Origin of the sequence: Streptomyces sp. Y1, assembly GCF_041053115.1 — a bacterium.
GTDB lineage: Bacteria > Actinomycetota > Actinomycetes > Streptomycetales > Streptomycetaceae > Kitasatospora > Kitasatospora rubellomurina.
Map to the genome: position 1 here is coordinate 2,637,808 of NZ_CP163445.1, position 15,257 is coordinate 2,653,064.

Here is a 15,257-nt window from a genome sequence, read left to right on the forward strand (position 1 = left end):
GGCGCCCGCCGCCGTCCGGGATCTTCCGGACGGGCGGCGGGCGCCGCTGCCTTCACCTGCCTTCAGGGATGCGGAGCCGCTCGTGCTCTCGCTCGGGCTCTTACTTGGTGGTGCCGATGTTCAGGTAGTCGTACTCACCCGAGAAGGCCGGGGTGGACGCGATGTTGGTCGCGTTGTCCGGGCGGTAGAGGAAGACCTTGAAGTCGGTCAGCGGGACGTAGGTCGCGGACTCCATGACCTTCTTGTCGATGTCGCCGTAGATCTTCTCGCGGGCGGCCCGGTCGGGGTTGACCGCGGCGTCGTCGAGCAGCTTGTTGACCGCCGGGTCGTTCAGCTGGGCGAGGTTGCTGTTGCCGGAGGGCTTGATCGCCCGGCCGTCGACGATCTGCTGCAGGAAGCCGTAGCCGGTCGGCCAGTCGGCGCCCCACTGCATCATCATCAGGCCGATGTTGTGGTCCTGGGTGAACTGCGGCGCGCCGGCCGAGTCGGTCAGGTACTTGCCCTGCGGGAACTGCTGGATCTCGACGTTGATGCCGACCTTCTTCAGCTGCGCCTGGATCTGGGTGGCGGCAGCGACCTCGGTGGCACGCTCGGTGCGGGCGGACAGGACGGTGCTGATGCTGTCCTTGCCGCAGGCCTTCAGGGCGTCCTTGGCCTTGGCCTCGTCACCCTTGTTGTCCTTGGTCTCGTACAGGTTGAAGTCCTGGTGGCCCGGGATGTCCGGCGGGAGCACGGTGTTGGCCACCTGGCCGCGGATCGGGCCGCCGAGCGCGGTCTGCACCGCGACCTTGTCGATCGCGAACTGGACGGCCTTGCGGCACTCGATGTTGTCGAACGGCGCGACCTTGCTGTTGATCGCCATGTAGACCAGGCGGCCGCCGTAGGCGTTGTCGGTCTTGGCCTTGAGCTTGTCGTCGCGCAGGATCTGCGCCTGGGTCTGCGGGTCGACGCCGCCGCCCACCAGGTCGACCTGGGCGTTGCCGGCCAGCAGGTCCTTGTCGATGGTGGCCTGGTCGATGTTCATCTTGAGCACGATCTTGTCCGCGAGCTGCTTGCGGATCGGGTCGGTGCTCTTGTCCCAGTTGGTGTTCGGCACCAGGACGGCCTGCTTGCCGTCCTCGTAGGACTCGAACTTGTAGGAGCCCGAGGCCGCGATGTGCTTCACGTAGTCGGCGCCGGTGTCCTTGGCCTGCGGGACCGGCACCGTCTGCGGGGCGCTGACCAGGTAGTCGAAGTCCGCGAACGGGTGCTGCAGGTGGAAGATGATCGTCGTGTCGTCCGGCGTCTCGATCGACTTCAGGTCGCCGGACTTGTCCTTGTACGGGCCCTGGTACTTGTCCGGGTTGTCGACCAGCAGGTCGTGGAAGTACGTCGGGCCGTTGGAGTTCACCTCGGGCGCGAAGTTCGAGCGCTCCACGGCGTACTTGACGTCCTTGGAGGTGATCGGGGTGCCGTCGTCGTACTTCAGGCCGGCGCGCAGCTTGTACGTCCAGGTCAGGCCGTCCGCGCTGGGCTGGCCCAGGGACTCGGCGAGGTCCGGGACGAGCTTGTTGCCGTCCTCGCCCGCGGCCGGGTTGAAGGTGGTCAGCGGACGGCCGTACAGGCGCGAGAAGTTGTAGATGTAGGCGTAGTACGTGTTGCCCGGGTCGAGGGAGTCCGGGGTGCCCTTCATCTCGTAGGTGACCGTCCCGCCCTTCTTGTCCGAGGCGTTGACGATGTTCTTGACGGCCGCGTTGGCGCCGCCGGCGTTGGCGTCGTTGGCGCCGGCCGAGGACTTGCCGCTGCCGCCCTTGGCGCTGGACGAACAGCCGGTGACGACCATGACCACGGCGGCGGCCGCGGCGGTCAGCGCGAGGGTGCGGGACCTACGCATGGGTGAGATCAACCCCTTGAGGATGTGGAGGAGGGAGGTTCCTGACGCAGAGTCAGTTGCTCTTGGGATCGAGGGCGTCACGCAGCCCGTCGCCGAGCAGGTTGAACGCGAGCACGGTGATGAAGATCGCCAGGCCGGGCACCACCATGTACTGGGGGTCCACCTGGTAGTAGTTCTTCGCGTCGGCCAGCATGCCGCCCCAGGAGGACTGCGGGGGCTGGATGCCGACGCCGAGGAAGCTCAGACCGGCCTCGAAGAGGATGTTGGTCGGGATCAGCAGGGTCGAGTAGACCAGGATCGGACCGACCAGGTTCGGCAGCAGCTCCTTGAACAGGATGAACGGGCCGCGGGCCCCGAGGCTGCGGGCCGCGTGCACGAACTCCCGCTCGCGCAGCGAGAGGGTCTGTCCGCGCACGATCCGGCCCATGTAGGGCCAGTTGAAGAACCCGATCACGAAGATCAGCACCATGATGTGCAGCGGGAGGCCGTGCAGGCCGAACGCGCCGCCCTGGAGCGAGGCGGAGATCGCGATGGCGAACAGCAGCAGCGGGAACGCCAGGAAGACGTCCATCAGCCGGCTGATCAGGGTGTCCACCCAGCCGCCGTAGTAGCCGGCCATCACGCCGAGCACGGCGCCGAGGGTGTTGGACAGGAGGGTCGCGCCGAAGGCGACCAGCAGGGAGACCCAGGAGCCGTCGATCACGCGGGCGAGCAGGTCACGCCCCTGCAGGGGGTCGACGCCGAGCGGGTGGTCGCCGCTCATCCCGCCCCAGTCGCCGAACGGCAGGCCGCCGAGGTCGGCGTCCAGCAGGTCCGTGTTCGAGGCGTCGGGGTCGAGCCCGAACAGGGACTCGATCGGCTGGGACAGCAGGGCGAGCAGGATCAGCAGGATCACCACGACGCCGCCGGCGACGGCGGCCTTGTCCCGCTTGAAACGGGTCCAGGCGATCCGGCCGAGGGAACGGCCCTCGATCGTCTTGGCCGGGCTCGGGGAGGCCGGTGCCTCCGGCTCGTTCCCGGCGGTAGTGATGGGTGCGGTCATGGTCAGTAGATCCCCTCGCCGACGGTGGCCGGCCCACGGGCGCCGGACGCCGGGGGTCGGCGGTGCGGCTGCGGACGTGCGGAGGTGCAGGAGTTGCTTGGCAGTTGTGCGCGGCGGTGCGTCGTGCACGAGTTACTTCCCCCGTGCGGGATGGGCGTCACACGGCGGATCGAGCGGTCGGCGTGCGCGTTCACCTTCGTGGGGTAACCAGTACGCGCTTTGCGTTGCGCAGAACTCTCTGCCATCCGAACTGGCTTGCGCCAGCCCTGACAACCGACAGATGCCCAACTGTGATCTGCGTGCATGCACCACGGGATTCGGTGGCATATCCCTCTTCACACCGCTGTAACAGCCATGTCAAGATGCCTGGACGGCAATCGACCCGAATTCGACCGGAAAACACCGAAGCCGACCTGATGCGAAATCAAGTCGGCTTCGTGCGAACGTGTTTGGTGATTCAGCGCCCCGGGTATCCGGGCCACTGCCCCGGCGGCGGCTGCTGCCCGGTCCAGCCCGGCGCGGGCGGCTGCGTGCCGTAGTAGCCGGGCTGCCCGTGGTACGGCGGCGCCGGCGGGTGGTACGTCCCGGCCGGCGGGCGGCCCGCCTCCCGGTCGAAGAACGGCCGCGCGTTGGCGCGCATCCACAGCGCCACCGGGTCGTACTCGTCCGCCATCGCCACCGTGGACACCGCCAGCCCCTCCGGGGCCACCGCGATCGCCCGCTGCATCAGCGCGCGCACCGCCTCCACCGCCGGCGGCGAACTCTCGTACAGCTCCAGCCCGATCGCCAGGTACGGCTCCCCCACCGCCGGCTGCACCCAGGCCCGGCGCAGCGCGCGCACCGCGCGCACCTCGCCCGCCTGCCGCGCCAGCAGCGCGAAGAACTGCTCGGCGTTCACCTGCGGCTCGCTCAGCTTCAGCGGCCCGGCCGGCAGCCGGTCCAGGCCCGCCGCGATCCGCCGCAGGTCCGCCCAGGGCACGCCGACGCCGCCGCCCGGCGCGTGCGGGTTGAGCCACAGGCCCCAGCGGGTCCGGTACAGCGAGGCGGCGATCTCCCGACCGGAGATGACCTCGTGGGCCCTCGCCCAGCCGGAGGCGGTCAGCTGCTCGGCCGAGGTGACGGCCGGCGCGTAGCCGTGGCCGCTGATCTCCATGTTCCCGTACTGGGCGTCCGGGCTGCCCGGCGTGCCGTGCCAGAGCAGCATCCACACCTGGCCGTCCGCCAGGGCGCGGAGCAACTGCTCGTACGCGTCGTAGCGTTCCGGCGCGACCTCGCGCAGGGCGCGCTCCAGCGCACCCGGGTCCGCCCCGGGGCGCCCGGTCGGCGCCTGGCCCCAGGGCCCCGGTCCACCCACCGCTCCCGCTCCCGCACTCATGCGCCCACCTCGCCGCGCCTCTTTCGCTCTTCCCGCCGGCCGTCAGCCGTCTGCACGCACCCTATGGCGCGGCACCGGCCACCGCCACGGCGACGTGCCTGTGAACCGACCCCGCTCACACCCGCGAGTAGAACGGCATGACCCGGGTGAGCAGCCACTCGACCACCGGGTCCTCGGCGAGGTCGAGCAGCACGAGGTGGACGCCACCGGGCAGCGGCGCGGTTCCCAGCGCCCGGCCGAGCGCCTCGTTCACCGCCGCCGGGTCGGCCGGGGCCGCCAGGTCGAGCTGGACGCCCACGAACATCACGGTCGGCTCGCCCTCGACGCTCGCCAGCGCCCGACGCGCGGTCAGCACCCCGGGCAGGGCCGCGAGTTCGGCCCGGCAGGCGGCCAGGAAGTGCTCCGGGTCCTCGCCCGGCACCGGCTCGCGCAGCGCCACCCGGCCGCCGGTCAGGGCGTCGGCAGCGCCTTCGGGAAGCTCCCAACGAGCGGCGTCCCGGGGGCCACGGCGCAGCTCGGCCACCCCCTGCGGCGGCACCGGAATCCCCACCGCCGCCTCCGGGTTGACCGCGATGCCCACGCCCAGCGGCAGCCCGCGGGCGAACTCCCACACCGGCGCGACCGCGAACGCCATCCCCGGCGCCTGCTGCAGGAACACCTCCTGCGAGGAGAACACCGGCACGTACGGCTCGCCGCCCAGCTCGATGGTCGGCAGGTCCAGCGACCGCCCCTGCGGGTCGCCCCCGGCGGGCAGCGGGATCCACACCTGGCTGCGGGCCAGCACCTCGATCACCCGCGGCGTCGCGCCCGGGTCGCCCAGCGCGGCGGTCAGCACCTGCTCCAGCTCGTTGGCCGGCCACGTGCCGCCCTGCGGCGCCGAGTCCGGACCGCCCCACCCCTGCTGCTGCTCCACCGGGCACCCCGTCCGCCGCCGCTCCGCCGCCGGCCGCCCTGTGCCGCACCGACGCGGAGCAGTTTAGAGGGCGTGTTCGGTGCTGGGGCCGGGTGTGACCCAGCCCCCTCTCCCTTCGCCGCCCCGGACGTGCCATGATGTGCGCGTCCGACGGCATGCGCCGCGGGCTCCACAACTCCACACCGGCCGCTCGAACCCGCGCGGGAGAGCCCGGAGTGCCGCCACGGCGGCACAGCCGGCGCCGAAGGAGCAAGTCCTCCCCGGAATCTCTCAGGCCCCCCTACCGCACGGGTTAGGCACATCTGGAAAGCGGCGCACGGCCCGGTCGCGCGCCCACCCACGGTGCAAGCCGCCATGCTGTCCCCGATGCTGGAAACCAGCACCGGGCAGTGGGCGGTGAAGCTCTCAGGTTCGACGACAGATGGGGAGACCCACGCCGCCGCATGCCCGCGCGCAGGGTCGGCCCCCGAGCGGGTCCGGTCCGGCACGCGCACCCCTGAGTGCCCCGACCGAGGAGTTCCTGGCCATGTCGTCCCTCCGCCTGACCGCGCTCGACGCGCTGCACCGCGCCCTCGGCGCGACCATGACCGACTTCGCCGGCTGGGACATGCCGCTGCGCTACGGCAGCGAGCGCGAGGAGCACCTCGCCGTCCGCACCAAGGCCGGCCTGTTCGACCTCTCGCACATGGGCGAGATCACCGTCACCGGCCCGCAGGCCGGCGAGATGCTGGACCACGCGCTGGTCGGCTTCGTCTCCGCGCTCGGCGAGCTGCGCGCCCGCTACACCATGATCTGCGCCGAGAACGGCGGCATCCTGGACGACCTGATCGTCTACCGCCTGCGCGAGGACGCCTTCCTGGTCGTCGCCAACGCCTCCAACGCCCAGCTGGTCCTCGACGAGCTGATCGCCCGCGCCAAGGGCTTCGACGCCGTCGTCACCGACGACCGCGACACCTACGCGCTGATCGCCGTCCAGGGCCCGGAGGCCACCGGCATCCTGGCCGGGACCACCGAGGCCGACCTGCCCGGCCTGAAGTACTACGCGATCCTCCCCGCCCAGGTGGCCGGCCGCGACGTGCTGCTGGCCCGCACCGGCTACACCGGCGAGGACGGCTTCGAGATCTTCTGCGCCCCGGCCGACGCCGAGGCGATCTGGCAGGCGCTGACCGAGGCCGGCGAGGGCCGCGGCCTGGTGCCGTGCGGCCTGTCCTGCCGCGACACGCTGCGCCTGGAGGCCGGCATGCCGCTGTACGGGCACGAGCTGTCCACCGACCTGACCCCGTTCGACGCGGGCCTGGGCCGGGTCGTCCGCTTCGACAAGACCACCAACGACGGCGCCTTCGTCGGCCGCGCCGCCCTGGAGCGGGCCGCCGCCGCGGCCGAGACCAACCCTCCGAAGGTCCTGGTCGGCCTGGTCTCCGAGGGCAAGCGGGTGCCGCGCGCCGAGTACACCGTGGTCTCCACCGAGGGCGCCCCGATCGGCCGGATCACCTCCGGCGCGCCGTCCCCGACGCTGGGCCGGCCGATCGCGATGGCCTACGTGGACGCGGCCCACGCCGCCCCCGGCACCACCGTCGCGGTGGACGTGCGCGGCAAGCACGAGCCGGTGCAGGTCGTCGCGCTGCCGTTCTACAAGCGCGCGCGCTGACCCCTCCCCGCTCCCCCCGCTTTCCCATACGCGCACGTCGCAGCCGTCCGAGTGGCGGCCCGCTTCGTCGTACCCGCTTCCCATCCTGGAGAATGACGCCATGAGCAACCCCCAGCACCTGCAGTACACCAAGGAGCACGAGTGGCTGACCGCCGCTGAGGACGGTGTCTCCACGGTCGGCATCACCAAGCACGCCGCCGACGCCCTCGGCGACATCGTCTACGTGCAGCTGCCCGAGGTCGGCGACACCGTCGAGGCCGGCGAGACCTGCGGCGAGCTGGAGTCCACCAAGTCGGTCAGCGACCTGTACTCCCCGGTGACCGGCGAGGTCGTCGAGGTCAACCAGGACGTCCTGGACGACAACGCCCTGGTCAACAGCGCCCCGTTCGAGGGCGGCTGGCTGTTCAAGGTCCGCGTGGAGTCCACCGACGAGCTGCTCAGCGCCGCCGAGTACGACGCGCTCACCAACCCGCAGGGCTGAGCCCCCGCAGGGGCGGGCCGCGGCAGCGCGGCCCGTCCCGCCCCGGCCCCTTTCCCTCCTCCTCCCGGGAAGACCACACCATGACGGTTCTGAACCAGTCCCTGCACGCCCTCGACCCGGAGATCGCCGCCGCGGTCGACGCCGAGCTGCACCGCCAGCAGACCACCCTGGAGATGATCGCCTCCGAGAACTTCGCCCCGGTGGCGGTCATGGAGGCCCAGGGCTCGGTGCTCACCAACAAGTACGCCGAGGGCTACCCCGGCCGCCGCTACTACGGCGGCTGCGAGCACGTCGACGTGGTCGAGCAGATCGCGATCGACCGCATCAAGGCCCTGTTCGGCGCCGAGCACGCCAACGTCCAGCCGCACTCCGGCGCGCAGGCCAACGCCGCCGCCATGTTCGCGCTGATCCAGCCGGGCGACACCATCCTGGGCCTGAACCTGGCCCACGGCGGTCACCTGACCCACGGCATGAAGATCAACTTCTCCGGCAAGCTCTACAACGTGGTCGCGTACCACGTCGACGAGAAGACCGGCCAGGTCGACATGGCCGAGGTCGAGCGCCTCGCCAAGGAGCACCAGCCGAAGCTGATCATCGCCGGCTGGTCCGCCTACCCGCGCCAGCTCGACTTCGCCGAGTTCCGCCGGGTCGCCGACGAGGTCGGCGCCCTGCTCATGGTGGACATGGCGCACTTCGCCGGCCTGGTGGCCGCGGGCCTGCACCCCAACCCGGTGCCGTACGCGGACGTCGTCACCACCACCACCCACAAGACCCTGGGCGGCCCGCGCGGCGGCGTCATCCTGTCCAAGGCCGAGTGGGCCAAGAAGATCAACTCCGCGGTCTTCCCGGGCCAGCAGGGCGGCCCGCTGGAGCACGTGATCGCGGGCAAGGCCGTCGCCTTCAAGGTCGCCGCGTCCGAGGAGTTCAAGGAGCGCCAGCAGCGCACCCTGGAGGGCGCGCGGATCCTGGCCGAGCGCCTGCTGCGGGCCGACGTCGCCGAGGCCGGCGCCAGCGTGCTCTCCGGCGGCACCGACGTCCACCTCGTCCTGGTCGACCTGCGCAACAGCCAGCTCGACGGCCAGCAGGCCGAGGACCGCCTGCACGAGGTCGGCATCACCGTCAACCGCAACGCCATCCCGAACGACCCGCGCCCGCCGATGGTCACCTCCGGCCTGCGCATCGGCACCCCGGCCCTGGCCACCCGCGGCTTCCGGGCCGAGGACTTCCGCGAGGTCGCCGACATCATCGCCGAGGCGCTCAAGCCCGCCTTCGACGAGACCGTCGCCGCCGCGCTGAAGGCCCGCGTCACCGCGCTGGCCGAGAAGTACCCGCTGTACCCGAACCTCGCCAACCAGGAGTAGTGCGGCCGGGCCGGGGTGACCTGTCTCACCCCGCCGGCGTACCTGGGGCCCCGGGGCACCGCGCACACTGGAAGTGCGCGCGGTGCCCCTCCTCATGCGGCGCCCCGCTCCCCCTCCACGCTCCAGTCCTTCCACGAGACCAGACAAGGACGTCCCCCCGTGGCCATCAGCGTCTTCGACCTCTTCTCCATCGGCATCGGCCCGTCGAGCTCCCACACCGTCGGCCCGATGCGCGCCGCCCGGATGTTCGCCCGCCGGCTGCGGACCGAAGGCCTGCTGACCCAGGTGACGGCCGTCCGCGCCGAGCTCTACGGCTCGCTGGGCGCCACCGGCCACGGCCACGGCACCCCGAAGGCCGTCCTGCTCGGCCTGGAGAACAACTCGCCGCGCACCGTCGACGTCGACCAGGCCGACAAGGACGTCGAGCGGATCACCGCCGAGAAGCGGATCAACCTGCTCGGCGAGCACCCGATCGACTTCGACCCCGACAGCCAGCTGATCCTGCACCGCCGCCGCTCGCTGCCCTACCACGCCAACGGCATGACCCTCTGGGCGTTCGCGGCGGACGGCTCGACGCTGCTGGAGAAGACCTACTACTCGGTCGGCGGCGGCTTCGTCGTCGACGAGGACGCGATCGGCGCCGACCGGGTCAAGCCCGACGACACCGCGCTGCGCTACCCCTTCCGGACCGGCGAGGAGCTGCTCCGCCTCACCCGGGAGACCGGGCTGTCGATCTCCGGCCTGATGCTGGAGAACGAGAAGGCCTGGCGCAGCGAGGAGGAGATCCGCACCGGGCTGCTGGAGATCTGGTCCGTGATGCAGGAGTGCGTGCGGGCCGGCATGACCCGCGAGGGCATCCTGCCGGGCGGCCTCAAGGTCCGCCGCCGGGCCGCCTCGGGCGCCCGGGCGCTGCGCGCCGAGGGCATCGGCCCGGCCAACGCGATGGAGTGGGTGACCCTCTACGCGATGGCCGTGAACGAGGAGAACGCCTCCGGCCGGCGGGTCGTCACCGCGCCGACCAACGGCGCGGCGGGCATCATCCCGGCCGTCCTGCACTACTACCTGAACTTCATCCCGGGCGCGGACGACGACGGCATCGTCCGCTTCCTGCTCGCGGCCGGCGCCATCGGCATGCTCTTCAAGGAGAACGCCTCCATCTCCGGCGCCGAGGTCGGCTGCCAGGGCGAGGTCGGCTCCGCCTGCTCGATGGCCGCCGGCGGCCTCGCCGAGGTGCTCGGCGGCACCCCCGAGCAGGTCGAGAACGCCGCCGAGATCGGCATCGAGCACAACCTCGGCCTCACCTGCGACCCGGTCGGCGGCCTCGTCCAGATCCCCTGCATCGAGCGCAACGGCATGGCGTCCGTCAAGGCCGTCACGGCGGCCCGGATGGCGCTGCGCGGGGACGGGCGGCACCACGTCTCGCTGGACAAGGCGATCAAGACGATGAAGGAGACCGGGGCCGACATGAAGATCAAGTACAAGGAGACGTCGCGGGGCGGGCTCGCGGTCAACGTCATCGAGTGCTGATCGTCGAGTGCTGATCGTCGAGTGCTGATCACGCGGCCGGGAGGGCCGCGCCGGGGGCTTCCGGCGCGGCCGGGCGTTCTGCCACGGTAGTCTCCGGTCTCGGCCGAGCGGTCGGTCACGGACTTCGGGGGGGCGTTGGTGGGGGAGATCTGGGACGCGCAGCGGCAGCAGTGGGTGCCGGCACCGCCGCCCCCGCCGCCGCTCGGGGCCGTGCCGCCTCCGGTCGGGGCGGTTCCGCCGCCGCTGACGGCGCCGCTGCTGCGGGCGCCGGCGGGGCCCCGGCCGACGCCGCCCCCGGACCGTCCCGGCGGGCGGCGGCGGCCCGTGCTGGTGGCGGCGCTCGTCGGCGTGCTGCTCGGGGCCGTCGCGGGTGGCGGCGGGTGGTACCTGTACGGGCGGCACGACGACCACGCGAAGGCGACGGCCACCCCGCTCGGCACGCCCCTGCCGAGCACCAGGGCCTCGGACGCTCCGCCGCCCTACCCCGAGTTCACCTTCCCGGCGACCCCGTCCGGCGGCCCCACGCCCACGGCCACGCCCACGCCGTCCGCCACGCCCACCACCGGGCTGCACACCACGCCCACCCAGGACGCCGCCGGCTTCACCCTGCCGGTGCCGGACGGCTGGCAGCGCCGCGTCGACGGCACGTCCGTCTTCTACGACTCGCCGGACGGCAACAGCCTGATCCAGGTGTTCTCGATGGGCGGCGACAGCCCGTACGCCCAGGCCACCTCCACCGACAGCAGCCTCGCCGCCGACTCCGGCCGCTTCCCCGGCTACCGGCGCCTGCGGCTGGACCGGACGCCGGGCGGCGGCGCGGTGCTGGAGTACTCCTACGACCTGGCGGGGCGCGGCGTCCGGCACACCGTCGACCAGATCGTCACCGGCCCGGACGGCCAGGCGTACGCCCTGCTCGTCGCCGGCCCCGAGACCAGCTGGCCCACCCCGCTGCGGGACGTCCAGGCGAGCCTCGTCGCCGGCTTCTGCCTCAGCGGGCACTGCCCGGCCACTCCGGCCGGCTGAGCCCGGCCAGGGCTCAGTCCGAGGCGGGCTCAGTCCGAGTTGGGCCAGACCAGCACGCCGGGCCCGTCCGGGGTGACCACCGGCACCCACGCCTCGTCGATCTCCCGGGCCCGGCCCTCGTCCACCCGCAGCGCGTGCGGCTCCTCGGCCCGCCCGTCGCACGCCCAGTAGACGATGCCCGCCACGAGCGCGCGCAGCCTCCGGTCCCGGGCGTCGGCGCCGCAGGGCTCGCCCCCGCCCTCGAACAGCTCGCGCAGGCCGGCCGCCGCGCCGGGGCCGCACACCGGGACCAGGAAGCCCTCCACCCGGCCCTGGCGGCACGCGGTGCCGCCGTACTGGTGCCGGTGGACGACCCCGGTCGGAGCCTCGACCACCACGTACAGCCAACCGCTCTCCGCCATGCCGTCAGGGTCGAGGGACACGAAGCGTCGAAAGCCCATGGGCGGCAGTCTTCCCGACCGCCGCCCACGGGCTCAACGGCTTTGCCGGCCCCGGGCTCCCGGTCAGGCCGGTTCCGCCAACTTCGCTGCCACGGCGGCCAGTCGGCCGGTTCCGGCGGCCACGCCGAGGCCGTCCATGTAGTCGCGGACGTGCACGATCCGGCCGCCCCGGGCCCGGAGCACCAGCAGCCCGGGGAACGCGAACGGCTTGCCCGTCCCGCTGATCGTGCCGTGCACCACCTGCTCGACCACCACCACCTCCGGGTCCGCGCCCGGGTGCGCGGCCACCTCGCGGATCTCCGCCACCCGTGCCGCACTCGCCCCCCACGCGGCCCGGTACCCGGCCCGCACCTCCTCCCGGCCGCGGTAGGCCTCGGGCATCCCGGGGAACAGGAACGGGAACTCGTGCACGGCGTCCTCGGCGTAGAGGTCGGCGAGCGCGTCCGCGTCCATGTCGAGCATCGCCTGCCGGTACCGCGCGAGGAGCTCGAACGGTCCCGGCCCGGTGGGGTGTTGGTCGGTCATGGCTGCCACTCCTCCGCTGGTCCGGTGATCACCCCACCCTAGGCCGACTGTCTACGTGACCAGGCGGAAGGCCGGGTGCCGCAGCCAGGCCGCCAGGAACTCCGCGTCGCCGACGTGCCGGAACCACCGCTCGCCGCCGCCGGTGTCGTACGGGACCTCCACCACCCGGCCCGGGAGGGCGGCGACCAGCGCCCGCGCCCCGGCCGGCAGCGCCTCGTCGCCCGCGTCGTCGCGCGGTGTGCGATAGCCCAGCACGCCGTCGAAGTCGACCAGCGCGCCGAGGCGTTCGGCGAGCGCGAGGGCCAGGTGGTCGAGCATCCGGTGGTTCGCCGGGCCGGAGCAGCCCGCGCCGAGCACCAGGCCCTGCACCGGCGGCCGCGGGAACGCCGAGTAGTCCTCGTCCTCCGCCGGCATCTCCTCGTCCTCCGACAGGAAGAACACCCCGAGGTCGGCGAGGTCCGGCACCACCGGCCCCAGGGCCGTGGCGTCCCGCACCCGGAAGTCCAGGTCGCCGCCGACCCCGGTCTCGACCGGCGCGCAGAAGCCCTCCAGCCACGCGGCCGCCTCGGCCCGGACGTCCCCGAACTCCCGCCGCTCGAACAGCCACAGCCCCGCTGCCGGTCCCGCCATGCCGCCCACCCTTCCCCGCCCACCATCCTGCCTTCCCCGCGCGCCCGTTGTCAGGGCCGTCACGTACGCTCTGGCCAGTCATCGGATCGGAGGGGGAGTCATGACGGACCGTACGGGCATCGCCGCGCTGCCGGCGAGCGGCGCCTTCCTGGAGTTCCGCTCCCCCGGCACCGCGCCGGCCGGGGGCGGGCGGTGGACCGTCCTCGGCGGGACGGCCTACTGCGGCAGCCTGGTCGTCCTCGACGGCGAGACCGGCGAGGTCCGGCTCGCCGAGGAGTCCGGCCGGGAGGACGAGGGCGACCTGCTCGCCTCCTCGCTGCCCGCGCTCGCCGCCCTGGTGCGGGAGGTCGAGGCGGTCGCGACCGGCGCCGCCGACCGCGCGGCGTTCGGCGGCCGCCGGGGTGCCGCGGTGGCGGACGCCGTGCGATCGGCGGCCGAGCAGCGGATGCGGGCGCTCGACCCGGAGCTGTTCACCCGGGGCGCCCCGCCCCCGCACTGGCACACCGCGCTGCTGATCGCCGCCCTGGCCTGGGGCGCCCGCCCCGGCGAACCGGACGGCCTCGCCTACGACTTCGAGCCGGACCTCGTCGCCGACCTGGCCCGCCTGCTCGACGAGGAGGACGCCGCCGTCCGCCGCTACCGCCCCGAGGAGCTGCCCGCCGAGCTCACCCACGAGCCGACCCGCCGGCTCCTCGTCGAGGCCGGCCTGCCCCTGGAGGGCGAGATGCTCGGCGTCCACCCGGACGCCCCGCTCACCACCATGGCCGCCAGGTACCCCGACGACTTCGCCGAGCTCACCCACCACCTCGCCCTCGGCTACTGGCCGCACGACCTGGTGATCGCGCTCGACGGCACCACCGGCCGCCTCGAACTCCCCGGCCTGCACGGCGCCGACGACCCCGCCCGCTACCTCAACCGCGACCTCTCCGCCCTCCTCTACGCCCTGTGGACGTACGAGCGGGTGCGCGCCCACTGGGACCGCTGGGAGTACGGCGGGCAGGACTGGCACGACGGGGACGGCGACGACGACTGGACGGTCTTCGACCCGCACTCCTTCCTGCGCACCGAGGTCGACGGCCTGGTCGAGGCCGTCGACCCGGAGTCCTTCGCCACCCCCCGGCACTCCTGGCGGCTCCTCGCCGAAGACCCCTACACCGGCGGCCTCCTGGCCTGACCGGGCCGGTCAGCGGTCAGCGGTCAGCCAGGTCAGCCGTTCCGAGGCCCGCGCTTGCGGAGGAGTTCATCGTCCATGCAGGTCTGGTCCGGGTCCATGACGAGGCAGAGGTCGTACCCGTCGTCGTCGCGCTGCACCTTCACGAAGACCGAGCAGGCGCGGGGGTAGCCCACGTCCGGCTTCAGCTCCAGGTCGACGGCATCGCTCCCGGTCAGCGGCTCAGGGGGCGGGGAGGTCCGGCGTGAGCCCTTCGGTTCGAGGAAGCTCCACGTCCCGACCGACACGGTCATCGGGCATCCGTTGTCGGGCACGGCTTGGTCGAGGCCGCTGATGGACACGCTGTGCTCGCCCGCGATGTGCAGTCGGGTGCCGTCCCGGTTGCCCCAGTCCCCCACCAGGTCGGCCTGCTCGATCACGGCGCGGTCGCCCCCGGCCTCCATGACCGCACAGGCGGCGTAGAGGGCCAGGCCCCCCACCGCCACCGCGCCCCACCGGACGAGCCGGCCGGCCCGCGTCCCTGAAACCACGTCTCCCCCACAGATCCGCGGGCCCGCGCCGCGCCCCCAGCGGTACGAACGATCGGCCCGCCGCCAGCCTGGCACGCCCCTTGAACACGTTCAACCATGCGGACGGCAACCGGCCACCGCACCGGGGCTCAGCGGCCGGACGAGTGCGCCGGCGCGTCCCGAGCCAGTCGGAGGGCTTCGGCCCTGATCTCCGCGTCGACCTCCGCGGCGGCGCGCCCGGCCCCGAGGTGGACCAGGTCGTACTCGTCGTCGAGCTCGGCGAGCCGTTCGGCCAGGGGCAGCCGGTGCCCGAAGTGCAGGTGGATCCGGGAGGCGAGCTCCCGGGGAGTCAGCCGACCGGCCAGCGTCCGGTTCGCGAGTGCCCGGACGGCGGCTTCCCGGCAGGCCTCGCTGCCGACCGGGTGGAAGGTCAGGCCGAGCTCGTCGAGCGCGGCCGGCAGGATCTCCGGCACGTCGCAGTCCGCCTCGCCGCGCGTGCACGCGGCCAGGGCCCACAGGGCGGGGCCGCCGAGTCCGGCGACGAGTGCGTCGCAGGCGGCGTCGACGACCTCGTGGGCGCGGACCTCGCCGATGGTCCAGAGGGCGGCGCGCTCCTGGAGCTCCCGGGCGGCGGGTTCGGTGGACGACATCCGCCCATGGTCCCCGTACGGGTGCGGCGCGGTCGAGCGGGTTTCGCCGCGGGTGCCCGCCGCACAGGAAGTCGGCCGGGCCGACTTCC

At 73.0% G+C, this 15,257-nt stretch carries 15 protein-coding genes and 1 riboswitch; of the genes, 6 read left to right on the forward strand and 9 right to left on the reverse strand.

Features of this window, described 5'->3' with window-relative positions; all coding sequences use genetic code 11:
- Positions 1 to 100: 100 nt before the first annotated feature.
- From AB2U05_RS11010 to AB2U05_RS11025, 4 genes are all read right to left on the reverse strand, one after another.
- Positions 101 to 1,873 carry an ABC transporter substrate-binding protein gene (locus AB2U05_RS11010; RefSeq protein ID WP_045700033.1) on the reverse strand — a complete coding sequence of 591 codons (1,773 nt, stop codon included), beginning with the start codon at positions 1,871 to 1,873 and terminating at the stop codon, positions 101 to 103.
- A gap of 52 nt (positions 1,874 to 1,925) precedes the next feature.
- Positions 1,926 to 2,915: an ABC transporter permease gene (locus AB2U05_RS11015; RefSeq protein ID WP_045700034.1), complete on the reverse strand. Its 990-nt coding sequence runs from the start codon at positions 2,913 to 2,915 to the stop codon at positions 1,926 to 1,928.
- A gap of 457 nt (positions 2,916 to 3,372) precedes the next feature.
- The gene (locus AB2U05_RS11020; RefSeq protein WP_078860424.1) at positions 3,373 to 4,290 is read right to left on the reverse strand and encodes an enhanced serine sensitivity protein SseB C-terminal domain-containing protein; all 918 of its coding nucleotides are present in this window, start codon (positions 4,288 to 4,290) and stop codon (positions 3,373 to 3,375) included.
- A 115-nt stretch (positions 4,291 to 4,405) separates the two neighbouring features.
- The gene (locus tag AB2U05_RS11025; RefSeq protein WP_369183116.1) at positions 4,406 to 5,203 is read right to left on the reverse strand and encodes an enhanced serine sensitivity protein SseB C-terminal domain-containing protein; all 798 of its coding nucleotides are present in this window, start codon (positions 5,201 to 5,203) and stop codon (positions 4,406 to 4,408) included.
- A gap of 191 nt (positions 5,204 to 5,394) precedes the next feature.
- A riboswitch (glycine riboswitch) is annotated at positions 5,395 to 5,499 on the forward strand.
- A gap of 230 nt (positions 5,500 to 5,729) precedes the next feature.
- Here AB2U05_RS11025 and gcvT point away from each other — a divergent pair.
- The 5 genes from gcvT to AB2U05_RS11050 all read left to right on the forward strand — a co-directional run bounded on the left by gcvT (position 5,730) and on the right by AB2U05_RS11050 (position 11,243).
- Positions 5,730 to 6,851, forward strand: a complete 1,122-nt coding sequence (gcvT, locus tag AB2U05_RS11030; RefSeq protein ID WP_045709677.1) for a glycine cleavage system aminomethyltransferase GcvT — start codon at positions 5,730 to 5,732, stop codon at positions 6,849 to 6,851.
- A gap of 100 nt (positions 6,852 to 6,951) precedes the next feature.
- Positions 6,952 to 7,332, forward strand: coding sequence for a glycine cleavage system protein GcvH (gcvH, locus tag AB2U05_RS11035; RefSeq protein WP_045700037.1), 381 nt, complete (start codon positions 6,952 to 6,954; stop codon positions 7,330 to 7,332).
- Between the two features lie 80 nt (positions 7,333 to 7,412).
- On the forward strand, positions 7,413 to 8,693 hold the full coding sequence (glyA, locus tag AB2U05_RS11040) for a serine hydroxymethyltransferase (protein WP_045700038.1): 1,281 nt from the start codon (positions 7,413 to 7,415) through the stop codon (positions 8,691 to 8,693).
- A 159-nt stretch (positions 8,694 to 8,852) separates the two neighbouring features.
- Positions 8,853 to 10,220, forward strand: a complete 1,368-nt coding sequence (locus AB2U05_RS11045; protein WP_045700039.1) for an L-serine ammonia-lyase — start codon at positions 8,853 to 8,855, stop codon at positions 10,218 to 10,220.
- A gap of 138 nt (positions 10,221 to 10,358) precedes the next feature.
- The gene (locus AB2U05_RS11050; protein ID WP_369183117.1) at positions 10,359 to 11,243 is read left to right on the forward strand and encodes a hypothetical protein; all 885 of its coding nucleotides are present in this window, start codon (positions 10,359 to 10,361) and stop codon (positions 11,241 to 11,243) included.
- 29 nt (positions 11,244 to 11,272) lie between these two features.
- On the opposite strand, the gene AB2U05_RS11055 is transcribed toward AB2U05_RS11050, so the two are convergent.
- The 3 genes from AB2U05_RS11055 to AB2U05_RS11065 form a co-directional block, all read right to left on the reverse strand.
- On the reverse strand, positions 11,273 to 11,644 hold the full coding sequence (locus tag AB2U05_RS11055) for a DUF6210 family protein (protein ID WP_369183118.1): 372 nt from the start codon (positions 11,642 to 11,644) through the stop codon (positions 11,273 to 11,275).
- A gap of 102 nt (positions 11,645 to 11,746) precedes the next feature.
- On the reverse strand, positions 11,747 to 12,208 hold the full coding sequence (locus tag AB2U05_RS11060) for a nuclear transport factor 2 family protein (RefSeq protein WP_045700041.1): 462 nt from the start codon (positions 12,206 to 12,208) through the stop codon (positions 11,747 to 11,749).
- Between the two features lie 51 nt (positions 12,209 to 12,259).
- Positions 12,260 to 12,838 (reverse strand): DUF6368 family protein, encoded by a 579-nt coding sequence (locus AB2U05_RS11065; protein WP_369183119.1) that lies wholly within the window; start codon positions 12,836 to 12,838, stop codon positions 12,260 to 12,262.
- Between the two features lie 100 nt (positions 12,839 to 12,938).
- Between AB2U05_RS11065 and AB2U05_RS11070 the strand changes: the two genes are divergently transcribed.
- The gene (locus AB2U05_RS11070; protein WP_045709680.1) at positions 12,939 to 14,012 is read left to right on the forward strand and encodes an SUKH-4 family immunity protein; all 1,074 of its coding nucleotides are present in this window, start codon (positions 12,939 to 12,941) and stop codon (positions 14,010 to 14,012) included.
- Positions 14,013 to 14,044: 32 nt separating this feature from the next.
- On the opposite strand, the gene AB2U05_RS11075 is transcribed toward AB2U05_RS11070, so the two are convergent.
- Positions 14,045 to 14,539 (reverse strand): hypothetical protein, encoded by a 495-nt coding sequence (locus AB2U05_RS11075; protein ID WP_369183120.1) that lies wholly within the window; start codon positions 14,537 to 14,539, stop codon positions 14,045 to 14,047.
- Between the two features lie 128 nt (positions 14,540 to 14,667).
- Positions 14,668 to 15,168: a hypothetical protein gene (locus AB2U05_RS11080; RefSeq protein WP_369183121.1), complete on the reverse strand. Its 501-nt coding sequence runs from the start codon at positions 15,166 to 15,168 to the stop codon at positions 14,668 to 14,670.
- Positions 15,169 to 15,257 lie beyond the last annotated feature (89 nt).